The following is a 15,955-nucleotide window of genomic DNA, read 5'->3' as shown; positions in this document are numbered from 1 at the left end:
GGACAGCCTGTGATAGATGAAGGACAGCGTACCGCAGCGACAGGTCAAGCGCCTCGGTCAGTCGAGGCCCCTTGTAATACACCCATCGGCCTCGCAGCCGATCATTAAATCGTCTTCAAACTGTGAGCGTGCTTCCGTTGACTCGCAGCCATTCCCGACGTTCCCGGTAATCCGGAATCAGCGTCCCGACCGTGTTCCAAAACGAGTCCGAGTGATCGCCATGTTTGAAGTGAGCGAGTTCGTGCGCAACCACGTAATCCTGGATCTTCCGAGGTGCGAGGATCAACCGCCAGTTGAGGACAACGCCACCAGAGCGGTACTCTCCCCACCGGCTGGGGAGTTCACGAACGTCGATCTCGACGTCCTCCAATCCGAGTTTCGCGATGTAGTCGTCGGCACGGTCGGGGAGTTCCCGATCTGCAGTTTCGTAGTACCAGTCGACGACAACCTGGCGCTTTCGTCTGATGCTGACATCACCAGTGTCGGGCACCGAGAGCAGGAACTGGGTGTCGTCGAACCGTAAGGTGGGCTCGGAACACTCGCCTTCCTCCACGCGAATCCGGTGCCTTCGTCCGTTGTAGAGCAGTTTCTCGCCACTCAGAAACTCCTTGTCGAGTGGTGGGTCCTGCTGCTCGGAGAGCCCATACAGCGTCTTCAGGATCCACTCTTTCTTGTCGTCGAGTACTTGGTCGATGTCCTCGGTAGTCGCCGAGTACGGGGCCCTGATCGTGAGTTCCATCGAGTGATCCATCGACAGCCCGATGGTGGTCCGCTCTCGACTCCACTCGACCTCGTAGGGGACGACCGTCTGACCGATATGGTACTCGTTCATGGCTTGTAGTGGGTGCGGGCCAGTTCGACGATACGGGTCGTGAGCGCCTTTCGCTCGTCGGCCGTCATCTCGATGTCCGACTTGATGAGCCGGAGTGTCACCTTCTTGCGGAGCTTCTGCTGGAGGGTGACCTTCTCCTGCCACTCGACGACGGTAGCCACGTCTTCGACCTCTGCGACGATGTCGCCCGTGAGTTCGACCAGCGTCTTCTGGTCGACCGGCTGGTCCTCCGAGTCGAGGACGTCCTCAAGTGCGTGGTAGAACGAGAGTTCGGTCGCGTCGGCGAGCCCCTTAGAGTGGGCCAACTGGTCGCGAGAGCGCATCTCGTCGAGTACCTTCTTGAGTTCCTCGATGATCTCACGGTCGGTTAGGCGCTTCTGCTTGTACTTCTCGATGAGCTTCTCGACGCGCTCCTTGAGCGAACCGTACTGGACGGGGTCTTCGTCGAAACGAACCGAAATCTCGTGCTTCAGTGCGTGCTGCATCTCACTCGCCCGTGATTCGTCGCTTTCTAGGCCTTCAATCTCCGCACCGAACCCGCCTTCGTCCATGATGGATACGGGCTCGTCGTTGAGTACGTCGATGCCCTTCGACCGAATGTGTTTCTGGATGAGTTCACGTACCTTTTCGCCGCAGCCCTCTAGGTTCATCGAGTCGTCCCGGTAGCGCTGCTTTGCTCGGGCGTAGATCTCACTGAGCCGGTCGAGGTCGTCCTTGTAGGGGTTCGCCATCGGGTCGGGCAGCACGATGTCCATCAGCTTCGAGAAGCGCTTGTACGCGTTCTTGAACTCAATACGGACGTCCTCCGGTTCGAGCGTCTGGAGACACGCCTCCATGTCGTCGAGGTCGTCGAAGAACGAGACGGCTTTTCGATTGGCGGCTTCGAGTTCGGGCTTCTTGTCCGACAGCGGCACCATCGCGTGCTTGACGTCGTCGTCGCTGAACATCGCCAGTGCCTGTTTCAGGTCGTCGGAGATGCCGTAGTAGTCGACGATGAGCCCGTGGTTCTTCTCGGGGAAGGGCCGGTTGACACGCGCGATAGCCTGCAGGAGGTTGTGCTCGCGGAGGGGTTTGTCGAGGTACATCACCTGCGCGACTGGGGCGTCGAAGCCGGTCAGCAGCATGTCGCACACGATCAGTAACTCGACCTGTCCGTTCGGGTCGACGAACTCCTCTTTGTACTTCGACTTCTCGGTGTCGGTCGGAACCCAGCTTTTGACCGCTTCGGGATCGTTGTGGCCCGGTGAAATGACGACTCGGGACTCTGGGCCGTGCAGGTCGTCGAGCTTGTTCTTGTACCGAATCGCAGCCCGCTTGCTGGTCGTGACGACTATCCCCTTGAACGGGCGAGCGATCTCGTTCTCGAAGTGGTCGACGATGTCGAGCGCCACCTCCTCGATACGCGACTCGGCCTCGGCGAGATCGCGCTCCTGGGCGTACCGCTTCTGGATTTCGGCCTTCTCCTCGTCCGTCCTGTCGTCGAACACCCGGTCGAAGATGCGGTCGAGATTCCGCCCTTCGAGGTGGATGTCGGCGAGTCGACCCTGATAGAGAATCTCGACGGTAGTGTCGTCTTCGAGCGACTGGTCGATGGTGTACGTATCGATGTAGTTCCCGAAGGTCCGGCGTGTGTTCTTCTCGTCTTTCTCGATAGGCGTCCCGGTGAAGCCGACGTAGTAAGCGTTCGGCAGTGCCGTCCGCATATTGTTCGCGAGCTTCTTGTACTGGGTTCGGTGAGCCTCGTCGACCATCACGTAGATGTCGTCGTCGCGGGAGAGCACCGGGAAGTCGCCCTCTTCGTCGTCGTGGAGCTGGAACTTCTGGATGAGTGTGGTGATTGTCTCGCCCGCGTTTGTGCTGAGCTTCTCGCGCAGGTCGTCGATGTCTTCGGCCTTCTTCGGGTTCGGGAACCCACAGCGCTCGAACGTGGCGTGTATCTGGTCGTCGAGCGCGGTACGGTCGGTGACAAGTACCAGCTTTGGGTCGGGTTTCGCACGGCGGAGTTTCAATCCGAGAAAGAGCATCGTCAACGACTTTCCCGAACCCTGGGTGTGCCAGACGACGCCGCCCTGTGCCTCTCGCTGACTGCGGCGTTCGATTCGCTTGAGTGCCTTCTCGACGGCGCGGTACTGCTGATAGCGGGCCACGAGCTTCGCCGTCCCGCTCTGGTTCGTGTCGAAGACCGTGAAGTGGCGCAGTTGGTCGAGTAGCCGCTCGGGCTCGAACAAGGCGTACAGCATCCGCAGTTGTGGGGAGACGTAGTCGACGCCGAACCGGTCGGCGAGATAGTCGTCGTCGACGGGGTAGGTGTCACGCCACGGCTTGTACTGGCCCTTCGGCGTTCCGTAGGTGCCCATCACCGCGCCCTCGTACCACGCCGCCACGGAGAACTGGTTGTACCGGAACAGTTCTTCGGCCCCCTCCTTCCCGGTCTCAGTGCGTTCGTTCTGATAGCGTTGTAGCTGTTCGAGCGCCTCGCTTCGCGGCTCGGCAATGGTCGGCGCTTTGCACTCGACGACGCCGAGCGGGATTCCGTTGACGAACAGGACGATGTCGGGTTTGACGGTCTCTATCGGTCCCTCGACGCGGAACTGATTGAGCGCGAAGAAGTCGTTGTTCTCGGGGTTCTCGTAGTCGATGTACCTGACCGTCTGGTGTTTCAGGCCGTGGCCCAGATCTTGTTTGACGTCCGTGTGACGAACGAGCTTCTCGTGGATCTGTTCGTTCTCGTCCATCGTGCTCGTTCCGGCGAGCTGCTGGATCTCGCGGACGGCCTTGTTCAGGTTGTTCTCGTCGATCCACGGGTTCAGTCGTTCGACAGCGTCGCGAAGGCGGGGTTCGAGTACGGCCGAGGATACGGTTTCGCGGGGGTCGTGCCAGGTGGTCCGCTGCTGGTCGACGACCTCCCAGCCGAGCCACTGGAGGGTATCGAGGGCGGGGCGTTCGGACTCGGCGTACTCGTCCGGCATCTGTTATGGCCGTTCGACAGGGGGACGTATCAAGGTAGTTGCTATTTCAGTGGTCAGGAAGCTTCCACGCGTGCTCGACGTCGACGAGGTCCTCTGGCTCGGGGAGGTTCTGCGCGGGGCGCTCCACGATGTCCATGATCTCTTCGGCTCGGAACACGCGATTCTGTGCGTTGCCCGTGATCTCAGAGACGACCCCGTCGGCTTCGAGGCGGTCGACCGCGTTGTTCGCCGTCTGGTAGACGACGCCGATCCGTTCGCTCGCCTCCCGGACGGTGAAATACGGGTCCTCGAACAACGCGAGGGCGAGGTCCCGCACCGACTTCGGCTCGTCGGCGTATCTCGTCTCGTACGTCCGCCGGGTGTCGATGAGGAGCTTCGCCCGCACGAACGCCTCTTCAGCCTGTTCGCGGATGCCACGGAGGAAGAAGCGCAGCCACTCGTCCCACTCGCCCTTCTCGCTCACGGCCAGGAGTCGGTCGGCGTACTCGGTGCGGTGTCGCTCGATAAACGAACTCAGATAGAGCAGGGGGTAGTGGAGCAGCCCGTCGGCGATGAGCATCAGCACGGCGAGGATGCGGCCGACGCGACCGTTCCCGTCCTTGAACGGGTGGACGGTCTCGAACTGGTAGTGGGCGACGGCGACGTCGATCAGCGTGGGCCAGGTGCTCCCCTCCTGTACGAAGCGTTCGAGGTCGTCCATCAGGCGCTCGACGCTGTCGGGCTTCGGTGGGATGAACCGGATACGCGTCCCGAACCCGTGGGGGTGTGCCTCCTCGATGACGGCGAAGCCGGGACGGAACTGTCCGGGGAGCGGGTCGTCGTCCTCACTCCGGCCGCGTTCGAGCAGCGTCTCGTGCAGCGACTTCACCAGCTCGCTGGTGATGCTCTCCCGTTCGAACCCTGCCGTGCGCAGATACGACACCGCCTCGTTGAGCGCGCGGATGTAGTTGCGCGCCTCTCGAACGTCGGCCTCGTGGTCGCTCTCGGCCGCGTCCCGGAACGTCAGTTGGCCGACGTCGTAGCGGTAGATGTCCGAGACTGTGACGGCCGTCCCCTCGACGCGTGAGGACTGCTCGGCCTCCTTGTAGACGAACGAACTGAACACCGCGCCGGGGTTGTCGATCTCGCTGCCCAACCCCTCCAGGCGGCCGAGCGCCCACATCGCCCGTCCGTGTTCGCGGACGACCTCGTCGGAGAGGTCGAACGCTGGAGGCAGTTTGTCCGGGAAGTACGCCTTCGGGAGGGACTGGTCCTCACGAAGCGGGAGGTACTGCCCGGGCGCATTTGCAGGCAGGTCGTACCCGTCGATCATTACGGCTCAGTTGCGGCCATCCAATTAAAAAATCTCCGGAGAAATTAGAAATAGAGGGAGGTGGCTCGGGGTGTGATTACATTAAAACCGATTCGGTTAGAATAGAGTTCGGACAATCCACGCTATATTCAATGTAGATATAATCCAGTTGGAACCCGCAGATTCAGTCGGCGGTATTGACACGGACCTTGCCAGTCAGGAGATCCTGCATGAGGCCTCGTTTGAGTTCTTGAAGCCGCTGTTTGGTTTCGCGTTCTTGCTCAATCTTTTCCTCGACTTTCTGAATCTGCCCAACGATCCTGTCTTGTTGTTCTCTCGGGGGGAGTGGCACTTTGACGCCTTTCAGATTCGTCGCGTTGATATTGGCCTGACTGGCCCCGCGTGTTGCAATGGAAAACAGGATCCCTTGACCGATGTGGGAGTTCAGATAGTAATTGAGGAAATATGGATTCATCTGATCGTTTGTGCGGAGGCGGATGAGGTACGACGCGAATACGTACTCTCCATCCAAGTCGAAGATGCCTGACTTTCCAACGAGGTCGATACTGTTGGTCCGATTGAACAGGATATCGCCCTTCTCGACGCGGTATTTTTCCGCTTGGTTGTCGTCCAGCTCAGAATATTTCATCGGGGAAGCGACCATTTTCCCGTCCTCGATGTTATTCATGCGGAAGACTGGGTACGTCCCGTCCGTGGAGAGGCTTTCAGAGGACCCATACTGAGCCTTAGTCGTGATCTCGCCCACGGTGGATACGTCCCACGATTCCGCGATCTCGGTAGTCATGGGACCGAGCTGGACAGTTTGAGTACCATTGTGGCTCTTCCCGAAGAAAACCAAGTCTTGAATGAGCCCCTGTTTCAGATCTTTCGTCTCTTCGATGATCTCGTCTGTCTGTTGAATCTGCTCGTCGACCGTCGAGAGGATATCGGCGATACGGCGCTGTTCGGGGAGCGGGGGATAGAGAATGTCAAAACCACGGTACTCACTCGCATTGATGTTCTGTTGTGCTCCATGACGTGTGATTCGGTCTACCCAATCGCGATACAGTTTCGACTGAACGTATAGAGCCAGGAAATCGGTGTCAACCTTCGACTCATTAAGCTCAAAACGTATTAGATAGCCAGCATATGCGGCGTCTGTTCCGTCCTCTCTGCAAAGGTAGCTTTTGCCTGCAGTTGCCCCAGTACGAGCAAACAGTAAGTCACCCGCAGACAGATAGTAACCCTCGGCATCATCGCGAGGGATTGATTTTCGATCATCGTCTTTTAAAAAACCGTCATCCCCGATGTCTGTGATTCGGATGTACCGTGGTTTTTCAGGGTCGTATTCTATAGCAGAGATGTTTGCACCGTAGTTTCCCGAGTTATTCGTTAATTCGTCGAGTTTTCTGACCGTCCACTCTGAGGGAATTTTCGCGGGTTTGGGTCCCAACTGGACCTCTTTGTACCCCTCACGGAGGTCAGATTGCTCCAGTGCCTCACTCATCGGTACTCCAACTCCTCCATGTACTGCTGAAGTTCCTCGTCGGTCTTCTGGCGCTCTTCGGCTAGTCGATCCAACTCACGCAGCTTCTCACTTACGTCGATGGGTTCCTCGGGCTCTGTTGTATCGACATACCGGGGCACGTTCAGATTCCAGTCGTTCTCCTTGATCTCCTCCATGTCGACCAGCCGACTGTGGTGGTCCTCTTCGCGTCCAGTGAGGTGTGTCTCGGCGAGATAATCGACACCCTCCTCTGTTAGTTGGTTCTGATTCGAGAGTTCCTCGTAGATTTGCACGCCGGACTCTCGGAGCGTCTGCTCTTCGGCGTAGATGAACTGGACCTTCTTTTCGCGTTCCTCGGGCTTGTCTTTGTTCATGAGCAGGATACAGCCCGGGGACGACGTGTTGTAAAAGAGGTTCTCGGGTAGGGCGATGACGGCCTCGATGAGGTCGGCCTCAAGAATCGGCTTGCGGATCTTCTTCTCCGACCGCGAGCGGAACAGCAAACCGTTGTCCATGACGATGCCCGCCTTGCCCTTCTCCGACAGTGACGCGAGCATGAGCTGAATCCACGTCCAGTCACCACGGTTCGACGGCGGCAGCCCATACGGGAAGCGGTTGTATGGCTCGTTCTCCTGCACCCACTCCTTGCTCCACTTCTTCTGGTTCCACGGCGGGTTGGCGACGACGCGGTCGAACACTTCGAGTTCGCCGTGTTCGGTGACGAACTTCGGTTCGGTGATCGTGTCGCCCTTCTCGATCTTGGCGTCCTGCATCTCGTGCAGGAGGACGTTCATCTGACCGATGGCCCACGTATTCAGGTTCTTCTCCTGTCCGTAGAGCGAGACGTCGTCCGTGTCGCCGCCCTCGTCGCGGATGTGCTGGGCCGAGTAGATGAGCATCCCACCGGAGCCACAACAGGGGTCGTAGACGCGGTGTCCGGGTTCGGGGTCGACGCACTCGACAAGGAGTTGGACGACCTCGCGGGGCGTGTAGAACTCGCCGCCCTTCTTCCCGGCGTCGTCGGCGAACTGCCGGATGAGGTACTCGTAGGCCCGGCCGAAGATGTCGGGGTCTTCGAGGTCGACGTTCTGATAGCGCTGTTTGTCGAAGTGCGTGACGAGTTCGTCGAGCGTCGCGTCGCTCAGCCGGTCCTTGTCGTTGTAGTCAACGGTCGACAGCACCCGGTCGGCGATGGCGTCGTTCTCGTCCTCGACAGCGATGAGGGCCTTGTCCAGTGCCTCACCGATGTTGTCCGTCTGCGACGTGATGTGACTCCAGCGAGCGCGTTCGGGCACCCAGAACTCCTCGTGGAGGTCGCGTTCGCCCCTGACCTCTTCCTCGTCGATGTCGTACTCCTCGGCGATCTCCTCGGTCTCCTCGTCGAACCGGTCGTTGATGCGCTTGAGAAAGAGCAGTCCGAAGATGTAGTTCTTGTAGTCCGCCGCGTCGATGCTCCCACGGAGAATATCGGCAGCCTCCCAGAGATGGCTTTCCAGCGTGTCGAGGTCGAGCGTGCCCTGCCCGTCGACCCCGGGTAGCGTCTGCTGGTTTCCGTTGGTCATGCTACGGTACTATTCTCTGATGCCGTTAATTGTCTTTCCCACATACGGCGAGCGACCCGTAGAGCCGGAAATCGACTGCGGTAGATGTGTCTGTCCCAGCGAGGCCAGAACACCGTCTCGACCTGTGAAGTCCCCGTCAGTCGGCGTTCATCCCGGCCTCTCCTGTCGTTCGATGTGGTCCGCTGTCGAGGTCGTGGCCACAGAGCTGGCCGAGGCTTCGGACGCGTCCCCCGCTGCGGGATGGATCGCGAACGACCACGTATAGGTACCCCATACGGCATCGTTCGCGATCTCGTCGCTCCCGAGATCGACCACGCTCGTCGGCGAATTCCCGGTGCTGTAGACGTCAGCGCCGTACGCCCCGACACCGTCGCAACACTCAACGCTCCCCCCACCGAGAAGCCGTGCCAGCGTTTTCGCGACGTGTCGCTTACTGACGCCTGTCGCCTCGGCAAGCTCTCGTGCCGTCGCTTCCGTGCGCTCCCGTAGCTCCTCGATGACGCGGCGCTGGGTGTCCGTCGCGACCCACTCGACGCCCGGAACCTGGAGGTCGGCGAAACCGTCGGGGATAGCATCGGTTCGGACAAACACGGTCGCTGTGTTCGTCGGGTCGTCCGCGTTCCGAGCGTAGCGTCCGGCTGCCTGCGCCACGTGGTTCTCGCGAACGCTCGCGAGTATCTCACGCGCGGCATCGGCATCACTCCCGACGAACTCCCGACCGTGGGCACGTCGCACTTCGCCTGCGTCGGTCTCGACAGTCTCGGGCCGAGCGTCGAGTCCACACTCGGCCAGCAAGTCGAGCACGTAGTCGTCGCCGGGATCGATGCTCCCGTTCACGAGACCGACCGTCTCGTCACCGAAGTCGTTGCGGCTCTTCTCCTCGCCGTAGTGCATCGTCTCGCCGTCCTCGATACCGACCTCCCGTAGCAACTGTTTGGTGCGGCTCTCAACACTCGATGCCGTGATGACCGTTCGGAACGCGTCGGCGTACGTCTCGTGCAGGTGTTCGAGTACAGCACGAGTCCCGCCCTCGTCGAAGTACTCGCCCGACGCGAGTGGGCGCGTCGCCTCACCGACCTGGACGACCGTCAGCCCGCGCTCGAATCGCCGCCACAGCCGCCGCTCGTTGGCGTCGAGTAGTGGCTCCGTGGTGATGTCGGGTCTCGTGTTCCGCTGCCACAGCGGGGCACTGGGGTGTGCGTCAAGGCCGATCACGCACCGGGCGAGCGAGAGATCCGGCGCGGCACGGATAGTACGCACACGGTTGTCCTCGTCGAGGATGACGGTCACCCACACGCGATTCCAGCCGTCGTTCTCGTGAACGCTCCCGTCGAGACGCGGGGGGTTGTGGGGGACCGTGGCCGACCGTCGACCGTTCGCATCTGGGTCGTTACGAAGCGCGTACCAGATGGCACGAGCGAGAGACGGCGCGACGGTGTGAGCGTCCGACTGCTCAAGATACCACTCCCGGTTCGGCTGGTAGTCGAGCTTTCTCTGTGTCGCGTCGCGTTCGTTCGCCGCGTCGGTCTCCTTTCCGGAGTGCTGGGCGAGCTGGACGAACGACTCCCACGTTCGGGCTGGCGTCCCTGCGGCCTTCAGAAACGCCGTCACGCCGCGCTGAATCCGGTCGTTCGAGATGTCGAGCGTGAAGTCGGGTCGCTCGTCGAAGACCACGTTGCAGTTTCGCACGAGGCTCGGGACGTTCGCGAACTGGTGCGTCGCGTGGACCACGTCGACTGTCGTCTCACCGGTCTCGTCCTCGCGAGGGACACCATCCCACTGGCTCTTGGCCGGACATTCAGCGTCACCCTCACAGCACGGTGGCTCGGTTCCCTGGTCGTTCCGCTCGGCAAGGTAGGCGTGCGCAGTCGAGAACGGAACGCCTCGACCGTCACACACCGCATCGAACCACACCGAGGCGGGCGTCCCATCCATCGTGATGACGACGTCCGGGTTTTCCTCGTCTTCGTCGTCGGCTGGGTCGTGGTCGCCACGGGCGACAGGACACCGTTCTTTGCGCCCCTTCAGCGTCGCTGCAGTGACGCCGGTCGTGTTCCGACTACTCGCAGCCGCGCCATCTCGCGCCTCTCTCGTTTCAGAGAAATGCACGACTGGGGAATCGTCGGTGACGTCGCTGTGATTCAACCACGGTTCAGTGGCGACCGTGTAGGTTTTCCCGAGGGCGGTCGGCGCGTCGATGACGACGTCCTCACCATGACGCATCGCTTGGAAGATACGGTTTCGGAGGCGGTCGCGAGCGTCGGCGGTGGTCGGCCAGTCGACACCACGCTTTCGCGCAGCCCGCTTGCGCTCGGACGGATCGAGCGCCAGGAGTCGGGCGAGAGGGAGCGCCGATACTGGTTCGCCTTCCTCGGGTTCATACTCGGGAACGTGTGCGCCTCGCTGACGGAGAGCGTCGACGGCCGCCCAGAAGTCCTCTCCGGTGGGATACTCGTCGACACGAGTGATGATACGCTCTTCGAGCGCGACAACCTGCAGCGCGTCGAGACCGCACATGCCCTTCCGGTATACCCAGCCGTCACCGACTTGCGCGAGTCGGGTTCCCGACTTCGACTGTGCCCACGAGGGATCGAGTGATGCGGTCCCATCACCGCGTTCGTGGGTGACGGTCGAGTGAAGCCGGATATCTCGCGGTCCAGTGTGCTGTATCGCGTCGAACACGTCCTGAATGTCGCTGGTTGTCTCGACGTCGGCGAGGTCGTCCTTCGACCGCTCGGGTTCACGTAGCAGTTGGTCGGGTGTGCCCTCGGCGACGGTCGCGAACTCGTCGGCGAGGTCGTCGATGAACGATTGGCACTCCCGCGTGGTTCGCGGGGTGCCGACGATGTGGTCACCGGTCATCGCCGAGTAGCGCCCGGAGTCGTACACCTCGATCTCCGCGCCGGGGAACCGTTCGTGTTCGGGGAGTTCCGCCCCAATAGCCTTCACGCCCTCGGGAAGCTCTCCCTGGCAGAAGATGTGAATACCTGTGCCCGACGTCGATACGTCGGAGTAGGAGCCCGCCCGTTCGATGTGTTCCCGAACAACCGGGTGTATTTCGCCAGTATCGGGGTCTCGGGCGTCGTCGTAGTCGACGAGAACGAACCGCTCGTCGGGATACTTGCCCCGGTTGCGAATGGTAAACGCGAGGTCGTAGCCGCCGAGCTTGTCGCACCAATCGGCGGCGGTCTCGAAATCGCGCCACACGTCGGAGTCTTGGGCCGAGACGAACTTGTCCGGCCAGTCCGGGTGTTCGTATGGTGCGCGGGGCACCTTCCGACCATCGTCGGTCGCCTTCCACGTCAGCCACTGCCCGACACCCATCATGTCGTCGGGGAATACGCCCGGTTCGATTTCGGGCGGCGTGTCGAGTTCGACGTCTTCGGGGAGTTCGCCATCACTGGCCGTGCGCGTGGCCGGTTTCCCACTGTCGACCCCCGGTGTATCAGCTTCGGTGTCGCATTTCTCGTCACCAGTATCGGCGGTCGTGTCGTCGAGGACGACTCGCGGAGCGTCGAGCGTCCCGATATTCACCAGCCGGTCGGTACTCCTGTGACCTTCGCGAAACTCCCGCTCGGACCAACCGTTGGCTTCGGCTGTCTCGCGAAGTTCATCGAGTGGGACGGGTGCGTCGTCGTCCAGACCGAGGTATCCTCGGGTTTCCCAGAGTAACCCCTCCCAGTCGATTCGGTGAGCCTTTCGGCTCAATGCGACCACCCCCACGCGCAGACAGGGCTATATCTAAAGGTCGTACGAGAGTTTGAACCGAGAAGGGTATGCCGCCTCCCGGATTTGAACCGGGGACAGCTCGATCTTCAGTCGAGTGCTCTCCCAGTCTGAGCTAAGGCGGCGCATATCGAACGAGGCCGATGGAAGAAAAAAGGATTTCGGATTGTGTCGGGGGTTTTCGCCGGGTTCTCGCCGTCGCACTCCCGGCGAGCGCGGCCGCAATCGGCTCGGACCACGAAGTTCCACACCTTCGATTCACCTCCGCGGACCTGACCGCTGTCCCGGATCTCCTCGAACTCCTCCGCCGCGAGTCGCTGAGCGTCGGCCTCTACCGCCTCCCCGCGGGCGGCGTCGACCCGCAGAGCCCCACCGCGAGGACGAGGTGCACTCGTGATCGACGGTCGTGCGGCCATCGCGGCCGACGGGGAGCGATCGCCCGTCGCGGCCGGTGACGTCGTCGTCGAACCCGGGGTCGACCACCGGCTCGTCGACATCGAGAAGGTCCCCGTGGTGCTGGTCTTCTTCGCGCCCGCGGAGGGGACGCTCGCCGAGGCGTGAGTGCCGTTGGGACTCGGGCGGATTCGACCCGCGGTCGTTCCGCTTACCCCGTTCGCTCCACTCTCTGACTCGAATCCTTGTCGCCCACTCAGACGCCACGGACGACCCGCTCCGCTCGCCGGTCGGTCGCGGAGAAGTGGGCTCGGGCGGATTCGAACCACCGATTTCGGCCTTGTAAAGGCCGCGTCATAACCAACTAGACCACGAGCCCGTACCCCGACGAACACGACCCGACCGAATAACGGTTTCTGATTTCCCCGACCGACGGAACGCTTACGCACCTCCCTCTCCTGGCCTCGGACATGGCCGTCGACACCCGACAGCTCCTCGCCGTCGCCGCCCTGTTCGTCCTGCTGACGGCCGGTGTCGTCGTGGTCCAGTCGGGACTCCTCGCGACCGTCGACCCGCCCGAGGGGGACGACTACCAGCGGACGACGGTCGAACTCGCCGACGCCTCCGGGGAGCGACTCGCCGAGATCAGGGTTCGCGTCGCCGACACGCCCGAAAAGCGGTATCTCGGCCTCTCCGCCACCGAGTCGCTCGGCCCGCGCGAGGGGATGCTGTTCGTCCACGACAGCGAGGGGGAGTACGCCTACGTCATGCGCGACATGGCGTTCCCGCTCGACATCGTCTTCGTCGCCCCCAACGGGACCGTCACGACGATCCACCACGCGACGCTCCCGCCGGAGGGGACGAGCGAGTCTAATCTCACGCGCTACCGGGGGCGCGGGCGGTACGTTCTCGAACTCCCGCTGGGGACCGCCAACGAGACCGGCCTCAACGCGGGTGACCGCGTGGTCGTCCCCGACACGGTTGGCTGACGCGGCTCAGTCCTGTTCTCCCGCGGGCGTCGGTTCGGGCACGGGCTCGTCGAAGTCGAACCGGCAGGTGAAGTACCGGCCGCGGTTGTCGGCGACGCGGCGGTAGATCGGCTCACCGACGGCTCGCACGGGCGCGAGACCCATCGCCCACACGAGGGGGGCGAAGACGGTGAACTGCCGGAGGAGCTGTCGGAAGGCATCGTACCCCTCGTAAGCGACGCCGTCGCGGAAGGCGTACATCGCGCGGTCGAAGTCGACGCCGTCGCGGCCGTCGCGGTCCCGATATACCGCGGGGAGATCCGACTGCGAATAAAAGCGAACGGTCCCGTTCACGTCGAGCAGTTTGAACGGGTAGAGGCTCCGCGAGCAGAAGTGACAGAACTCGTCGTAGACGAGGTCGAGTTGGTCGTCGCTCACCACGCGGGCGTAGAGTCGGTCCCACGCGACGAACATGGCGAACATGGGCACGACGTCGAAGAAGAGCATGCCCATGAGGACGACGACGCCCGTGTGCATGCCCAGGAGGCCGACGACGACGGGCCAGAGCGGGAGGCCGACGACGACGGCGACGAGCAGTCCCACTTCGAGGACGACCGTGCCGACGGCGAGCGCGCTCACGACGAGCGGGTAGTCGACGAGCGCCGCCCCGACGCCGAGCGGGTGGCCGTACGCCTCGTTGAAGAGGACGAGCGTCCGCGAGAGGTTCTCGGGTCTCATCCACGCGGGGCCGCCGATGTACAGCTTCGCGACGCCGGCCCCGAAGTAGACGATAGCGAACGCGAGGAGCGACCATCGAAGCGGTGCCATCGCGTACGACCGCGGCGCGTCGGTCTTCAGGACCCCGCGAAGTTCGTCGATGGAGCGCTCGCCGGTCCGGCGCACCGCATCGAGCGAGAGGCCGTCCGTCTCGTCGCCGGCGTACAGTGCGAAGAACAGCAGGTACCACGAACTGAAAAACAGTGCCGTCGCCCCGCCGGAGGTGTTGAGCGTAAAGCGGACGATCGCGAAGTGGCCGACGATGAGCGCGGCGGCGAGCGCCGTCACGCGGACGCGGTAGCCGACCGCGAAGAGGCACAGTAGGCCGACGAGAAGCCACTTCTCGACGACGAGGAGCTCGGGGACGGTCGAGGGGATCGCGAACCGGTACGTCTCGAAGCCGGCGAAGGGCGCGGCGACGAACAGGAGCCAGTCGTACGGGAGCGTCTTCCAGACCAGGTAGCCCGCGAGGACGACCCGGGCGACGGCGAGGTTGACCGGCGACTGGCGGGTGGGGTTCCGGACGTAGTTGACGATCATCAGACCACCCACTGCGTGTGACTCGTGCCGACCGCCGCGGCCGAGACCGGCGGCTCCGATCCCGACTCGGACACCGTCGACCCCGACTCCGTCACGGAGCCGTCGGACTCCACGTCCACGTAGTCGAAGACGAGCGTCCGGGTGTCGGAGACGAGCGACCGGCCGTCGTCGCTGACGACGACCGTGCGTTCGTACGTGCGCAGGCCGACGAACTCGCCGTGGCCGTCGAGTTCGGTCGCGGTCCACTCGCCGACGCTGTGCGGCGGGAACCGGAGGGAGTGGAGGGCCGACCGCGACTCGACCCGCTCGCGGTGGATCCGCGCCCGGTCGAGCATGTACGCGCTCAGTTCGGCCCGCCGGTCGTCGTCGGCCGTCCGCATCTCGCCGGTGACGAGCGGCATGTACGCGCCGTCGACGTTCGTCAGCGCCCGCTCCTCGAAGCGGATCTCCGCGCCGTCGGCGGTCACGACGCGGTAGTCGTACGTCGTCGTCTCGGTCGGCTGGACGGGCGAGAACTTGTGCCAGTGCATGAACGGGAGGGCCGGCACGCCGACGAGGTTCACGACGATCAGTAGCGAGAAGAAGCCGGCGAGGAACGCGGGTCGAACCTTCGGACGGTCGCTGAACGCCACGGCGAGGACGGCGGCGACCCCGACGCCCACGACGATGAGCGCGGGGACGAACGGCAGTTGCTCGCGCACGCCGGAGACGAACGGTCCGAACGGCGAGAGCAACAGGACTGACTGGGATGGTGAGTAGTGCATGTGTACCTCGTGAGCCGGCGGCGTGACCCGTTCGACCACGGCGCCGGCCCGGCTGTCAGCAGGTCAATCGGTCCGGGGTGGATTAGTTAGCTGTCTTCTACCCCCGCGGCCGGCACCCACAGTGTGACACGTTTGGATCCGTCCCCGACTGTTAACACCCTCTTAACGCCGCACGCGACCTCGACGAGAACGGGACCGTGCAGGGACCACGCGACGTGATCCGTCGGGAGTGCGCACGCCCCGTCCGTCACCCGAACCAAAACCCTCTGGTGCTGGCGGGCGTAGCCCGGGCCAATGGCCGACGCTGATCCGAACGTCGTCGCCGCGCTCGCGTCCCAAGACGGGTGGCAGAGCGAGGGGTACGCCGCCCGCGTCCACTACCGCGGCGCGGGCGACCACTACAGCGTCGAGTACTACGACCCCTCCGAGTGCGTTATCTACTGGAAGGTGAAAGGCGACGGCGAGGTCGCGGTCCCCGTCGGCCGCGAGACCGTCCCCGACCCGTTGCGCGAGCGGGTCCGCCTCGACCTCCGCGAGGCGGGTATCGACCCCGACGTGGAAGCGCGCGTCGTCTGATCTCCGAGCGCCTGCGGGCGCTGAAACCCTTTTAGCCGCGGGCCCCTGAC

Annotated in this window: 12 protein-coding genes and 2 tRNA genes; 4 read left to right on the top strand and 10 right to left on the bottom strand. The window is 62.8% G+C overall.

Annotated features, from left to right (window positions below):
- Positions 1-115: 115 nt before the first annotated feature.
- The 6 genes from NKJ07_RS12925 to NKJ07_RS12900 all read right to left on the bottom strand — a co-directional run bounded on the left by NKJ07_RS12925 (position 116) and on the right by NKJ07_RS12900 (position 11,110).
- Positions 116-832: a M48 family metallopeptidase gene (locus NKJ07_RS12925; RefSeq protein ID WP_318567227.1), complete on the bottom strand. Its 717-nt coding sequence runs from the start codon at positions 830-832 to the stop codon at positions 116-118.
- A complete protein-coding gene (locus NKJ07_RS12920) occupies positions 829-3,801 on the bottom strand; it encodes a type I restriction endonuclease subunit R (RefSeq protein WP_318567226.1) in 2,973 nt (990 codons plus the stop codon). The genes NKJ07_RS12925 and NKJ07_RS12920 overlap by 4 nt, the downstream gene beginning before the upstream one ends.
- Before the next feature lie 46 nt (positions 3,802-3,847).
- Positions 3,848-5,113: a Fic family protein gene (locus tag NKJ07_RS12915; protein WP_318567225.1), complete on the bottom strand. Its 1,266-nt coding sequence runs from the start codon at positions 5,111-5,113 to the stop codon at positions 3,848-3,850.
- Between the two features lie 163 nt (positions 5,114-5,276).
- Positions 5,277-6,599 carry a restriction endonuclease subunit S gene (locus NKJ07_RS12910; RefSeq protein ID WP_318567224.1) on the bottom strand — a complete coding sequence of 441 codons (1,323 nt, stop codon included), beginning with the start codon at positions 6,597-6,599 and terminating at the stop codon, positions 5,277-5,279.
- On the bottom strand, positions 6,596-8,161 hold the full coding sequence (locus NKJ07_RS12905; protein ID WP_318567223.1) for a type I restriction-modification system subunit M: 1,566 nt from the start codon (positions 8,159-8,161) through the stop codon (positions 6,596-6,598). Before NKJ07_RS12905 ends, NKJ07_RS12910 begins: the two co-directional genes overlap by 4 nt.
- A gap of 147 nt (positions 8,162-8,308) precedes the next feature.
- Entirely contained in the window at positions 8,309-11,110 is a 2,802-nt protein-coding gene (locus NKJ07_RS12900) for a winged helix-turn-helix domain-containing protein (RefSeq protein ID WP_318567222.1), read from the bottom strand.
- An 84-nt stretch (positions 11,111-11,194) separates the two neighbouring features.
- Here NKJ07_RS12900 and NKJ07_RS12895 point away from each other — a divergent pair, with 84 nt between their 5' ends.
- Positions 11,195-11,833, top strand: coding sequence for a hypothetical protein (locus NKJ07_RS12895; RefSeq protein WP_318567221.1), 639 nt, complete (start codon positions 11,195-11,197; stop codon positions 11,831-11,833).
- Positions 11,834-11,938: 105 nt separating this feature from the next.
- On the opposite strand, the gene NKJ07_RS12890 is transcribed toward NKJ07_RS12895, so the two are convergent.
- Positions 11,939-12,012, bottom strand: a tRNA-Phe gene (locus tag NKJ07_RS12890).
- 268 nt (positions 12,013-12,280) lie between these two features.
- Here NKJ07_RS12890 and NKJ07_RS12885 point away from each other — a divergent pair.
- Positions 12,281-12,448 (top strand): hypothetical protein, encoded by a 168-nt coding sequence (locus NKJ07_RS12885; RefSeq protein WP_318567220.1) that lies wholly within the window; start codon positions 12,281-12,283, stop codon positions 12,446-12,448.
- A gap of 137 nt (positions 12,449-12,585) precedes the next feature.
- On the opposite strand, the gene NKJ07_RS12880 is transcribed toward NKJ07_RS12885, so the two are convergent.
- Positions 12,586-12,659: transfer RNA gene (locus NKJ07_RS12880), tRNA-Val, on the bottom strand.
- Between the two features lie 91 nt (positions 12,660-12,750).
- Between NKJ07_RS12880 and NKJ07_RS12875 the strand changes: the two genes are divergently transcribed.
- Positions 12,751-13,269, top strand: a complete 519-nt coding sequence (locus NKJ07_RS12875) for a DUF192 domain-containing protein (RefSeq protein ID WP_318567219.1) — start codon at positions 12,751-12,753, stop codon at positions 13,267-13,269.
- A 6-nt stretch (positions 13,270-13,275) separates the two neighbouring features.
- Here NKJ07_RS12875 and NKJ07_RS12870 read toward each other — a convergent pair whose 3' ends face one another.
- Entirely contained in the window at positions 13,276-14,565 is a 1,290-nt protein-coding gene (locus NKJ07_RS12870; protein WP_318567218.1) for a thiol-disulfide oxidoreductase DCC family protein, read from the bottom strand.
- On the bottom strand, positions 14,565-15,329 hold the full coding sequence (locus tag NKJ07_RS12865) for a hypothetical protein (RefSeq protein WP_318567217.1): 765 nt from the start codon (positions 15,327-15,329) through the stop codon (positions 14,565-14,567). Before NKJ07_RS12865 ends, NKJ07_RS12870 begins: the two co-directional genes overlap by 1 nt.
- Before the next feature lie 294 nt (positions 15,330-15,623).
- On the opposite strand from NKJ07_RS12865, the gene NKJ07_RS12860 reads away from it, so the two are divergent.
- A complete protein-coding gene (locus tag NKJ07_RS12860) occupies positions 15,624-15,905 on the top strand; it encodes a DUF7538 family protein (RefSeq protein ID WP_318567216.1) in 282 nt (93 codons plus the stop codon).
- Positions 15,906-15,955: the final 50 nt, after the last annotated feature.

It is taken from the genome of Salinigranum marinum, from assembly GCF_024228675.1.
GTDB lineage: Archaea > Halobacteriota > Halobacteria > Halobacteriales > Haloferacaceae > Salinigranum > Salinigranum marinum.
The sequence above is the reverse complement of the archived record's forward strand: the minus strand, read 5'-3'. Positions and strand labels throughout refer to the sequence as shown.

Excerpts from the sequence above, each read along its gene's own strand:
- NKJ07_RS12865 (WP_318567217.1), bottom strand. The coding sequence starts at position 15,329 with ATGCACTACTCACCATCCCAGTCAGTCCTGTTGCTCTCGCCGTTCGGA.
- NKJ07_RS12905 (WP_318567223.1), bottom strand. The coding sequence starts at position 8,161 with ATGACCAACGGAAACCAGCAGACGCTACCCGGGGTCGACGGGCAGGGC.
- NKJ07_RS12870 (WP_318567218.1), bottom strand. The coding sequence starts at position 14,565 with ATGATCGTCAACTACGTCCGGAACCCCACCCGCCAGTCGCCGGTCAAC.
- NKJ07_RS12875 (WP_318567219.1), top strand. The coding sequence starts at position 12,751 with ATGGCCGTCGACACCCGACAGCTCCTCGCCGTCGCCGCCCTGTTCGTC.
- NKJ07_RS12910 (WP_318567224.1), bottom strand. The coding sequence starts at position 6,599 with ATGAGTGAGGCACTGGAGCAATCTGACCTCCGTGAGGGGTACAAAGAG.
- NKJ07_RS12920 (WP_318567226.1), bottom strand. The coding sequence starts at position 3,801 with ATGCCGGACGAGTACGCCGAGTCCGAACGCCCCGCCCTCGATACCCTC.
- NKJ07_RS12915 (WP_318567225.1), bottom strand. The coding sequence starts at position 5,113 with ATGATCGACGGGTACGACCTGCCTGCAAATGCGCCCGGGCAGTACCTC.
- NKJ07_RS12925 (WP_318567227.1), bottom strand. The coding sequence starts at position 832 with ATGAACGAGTACCATATCGGTCAGACGGTCGTCCCCTACGAGGTCGAG.
- NKJ07_RS12860 (WP_318567216.1), top strand. The coding sequence starts at position 15,624 with ATGGCCGACGCTGATCCGAACGTCGTCGCCGCGCTCGCGTCCCAAGAC.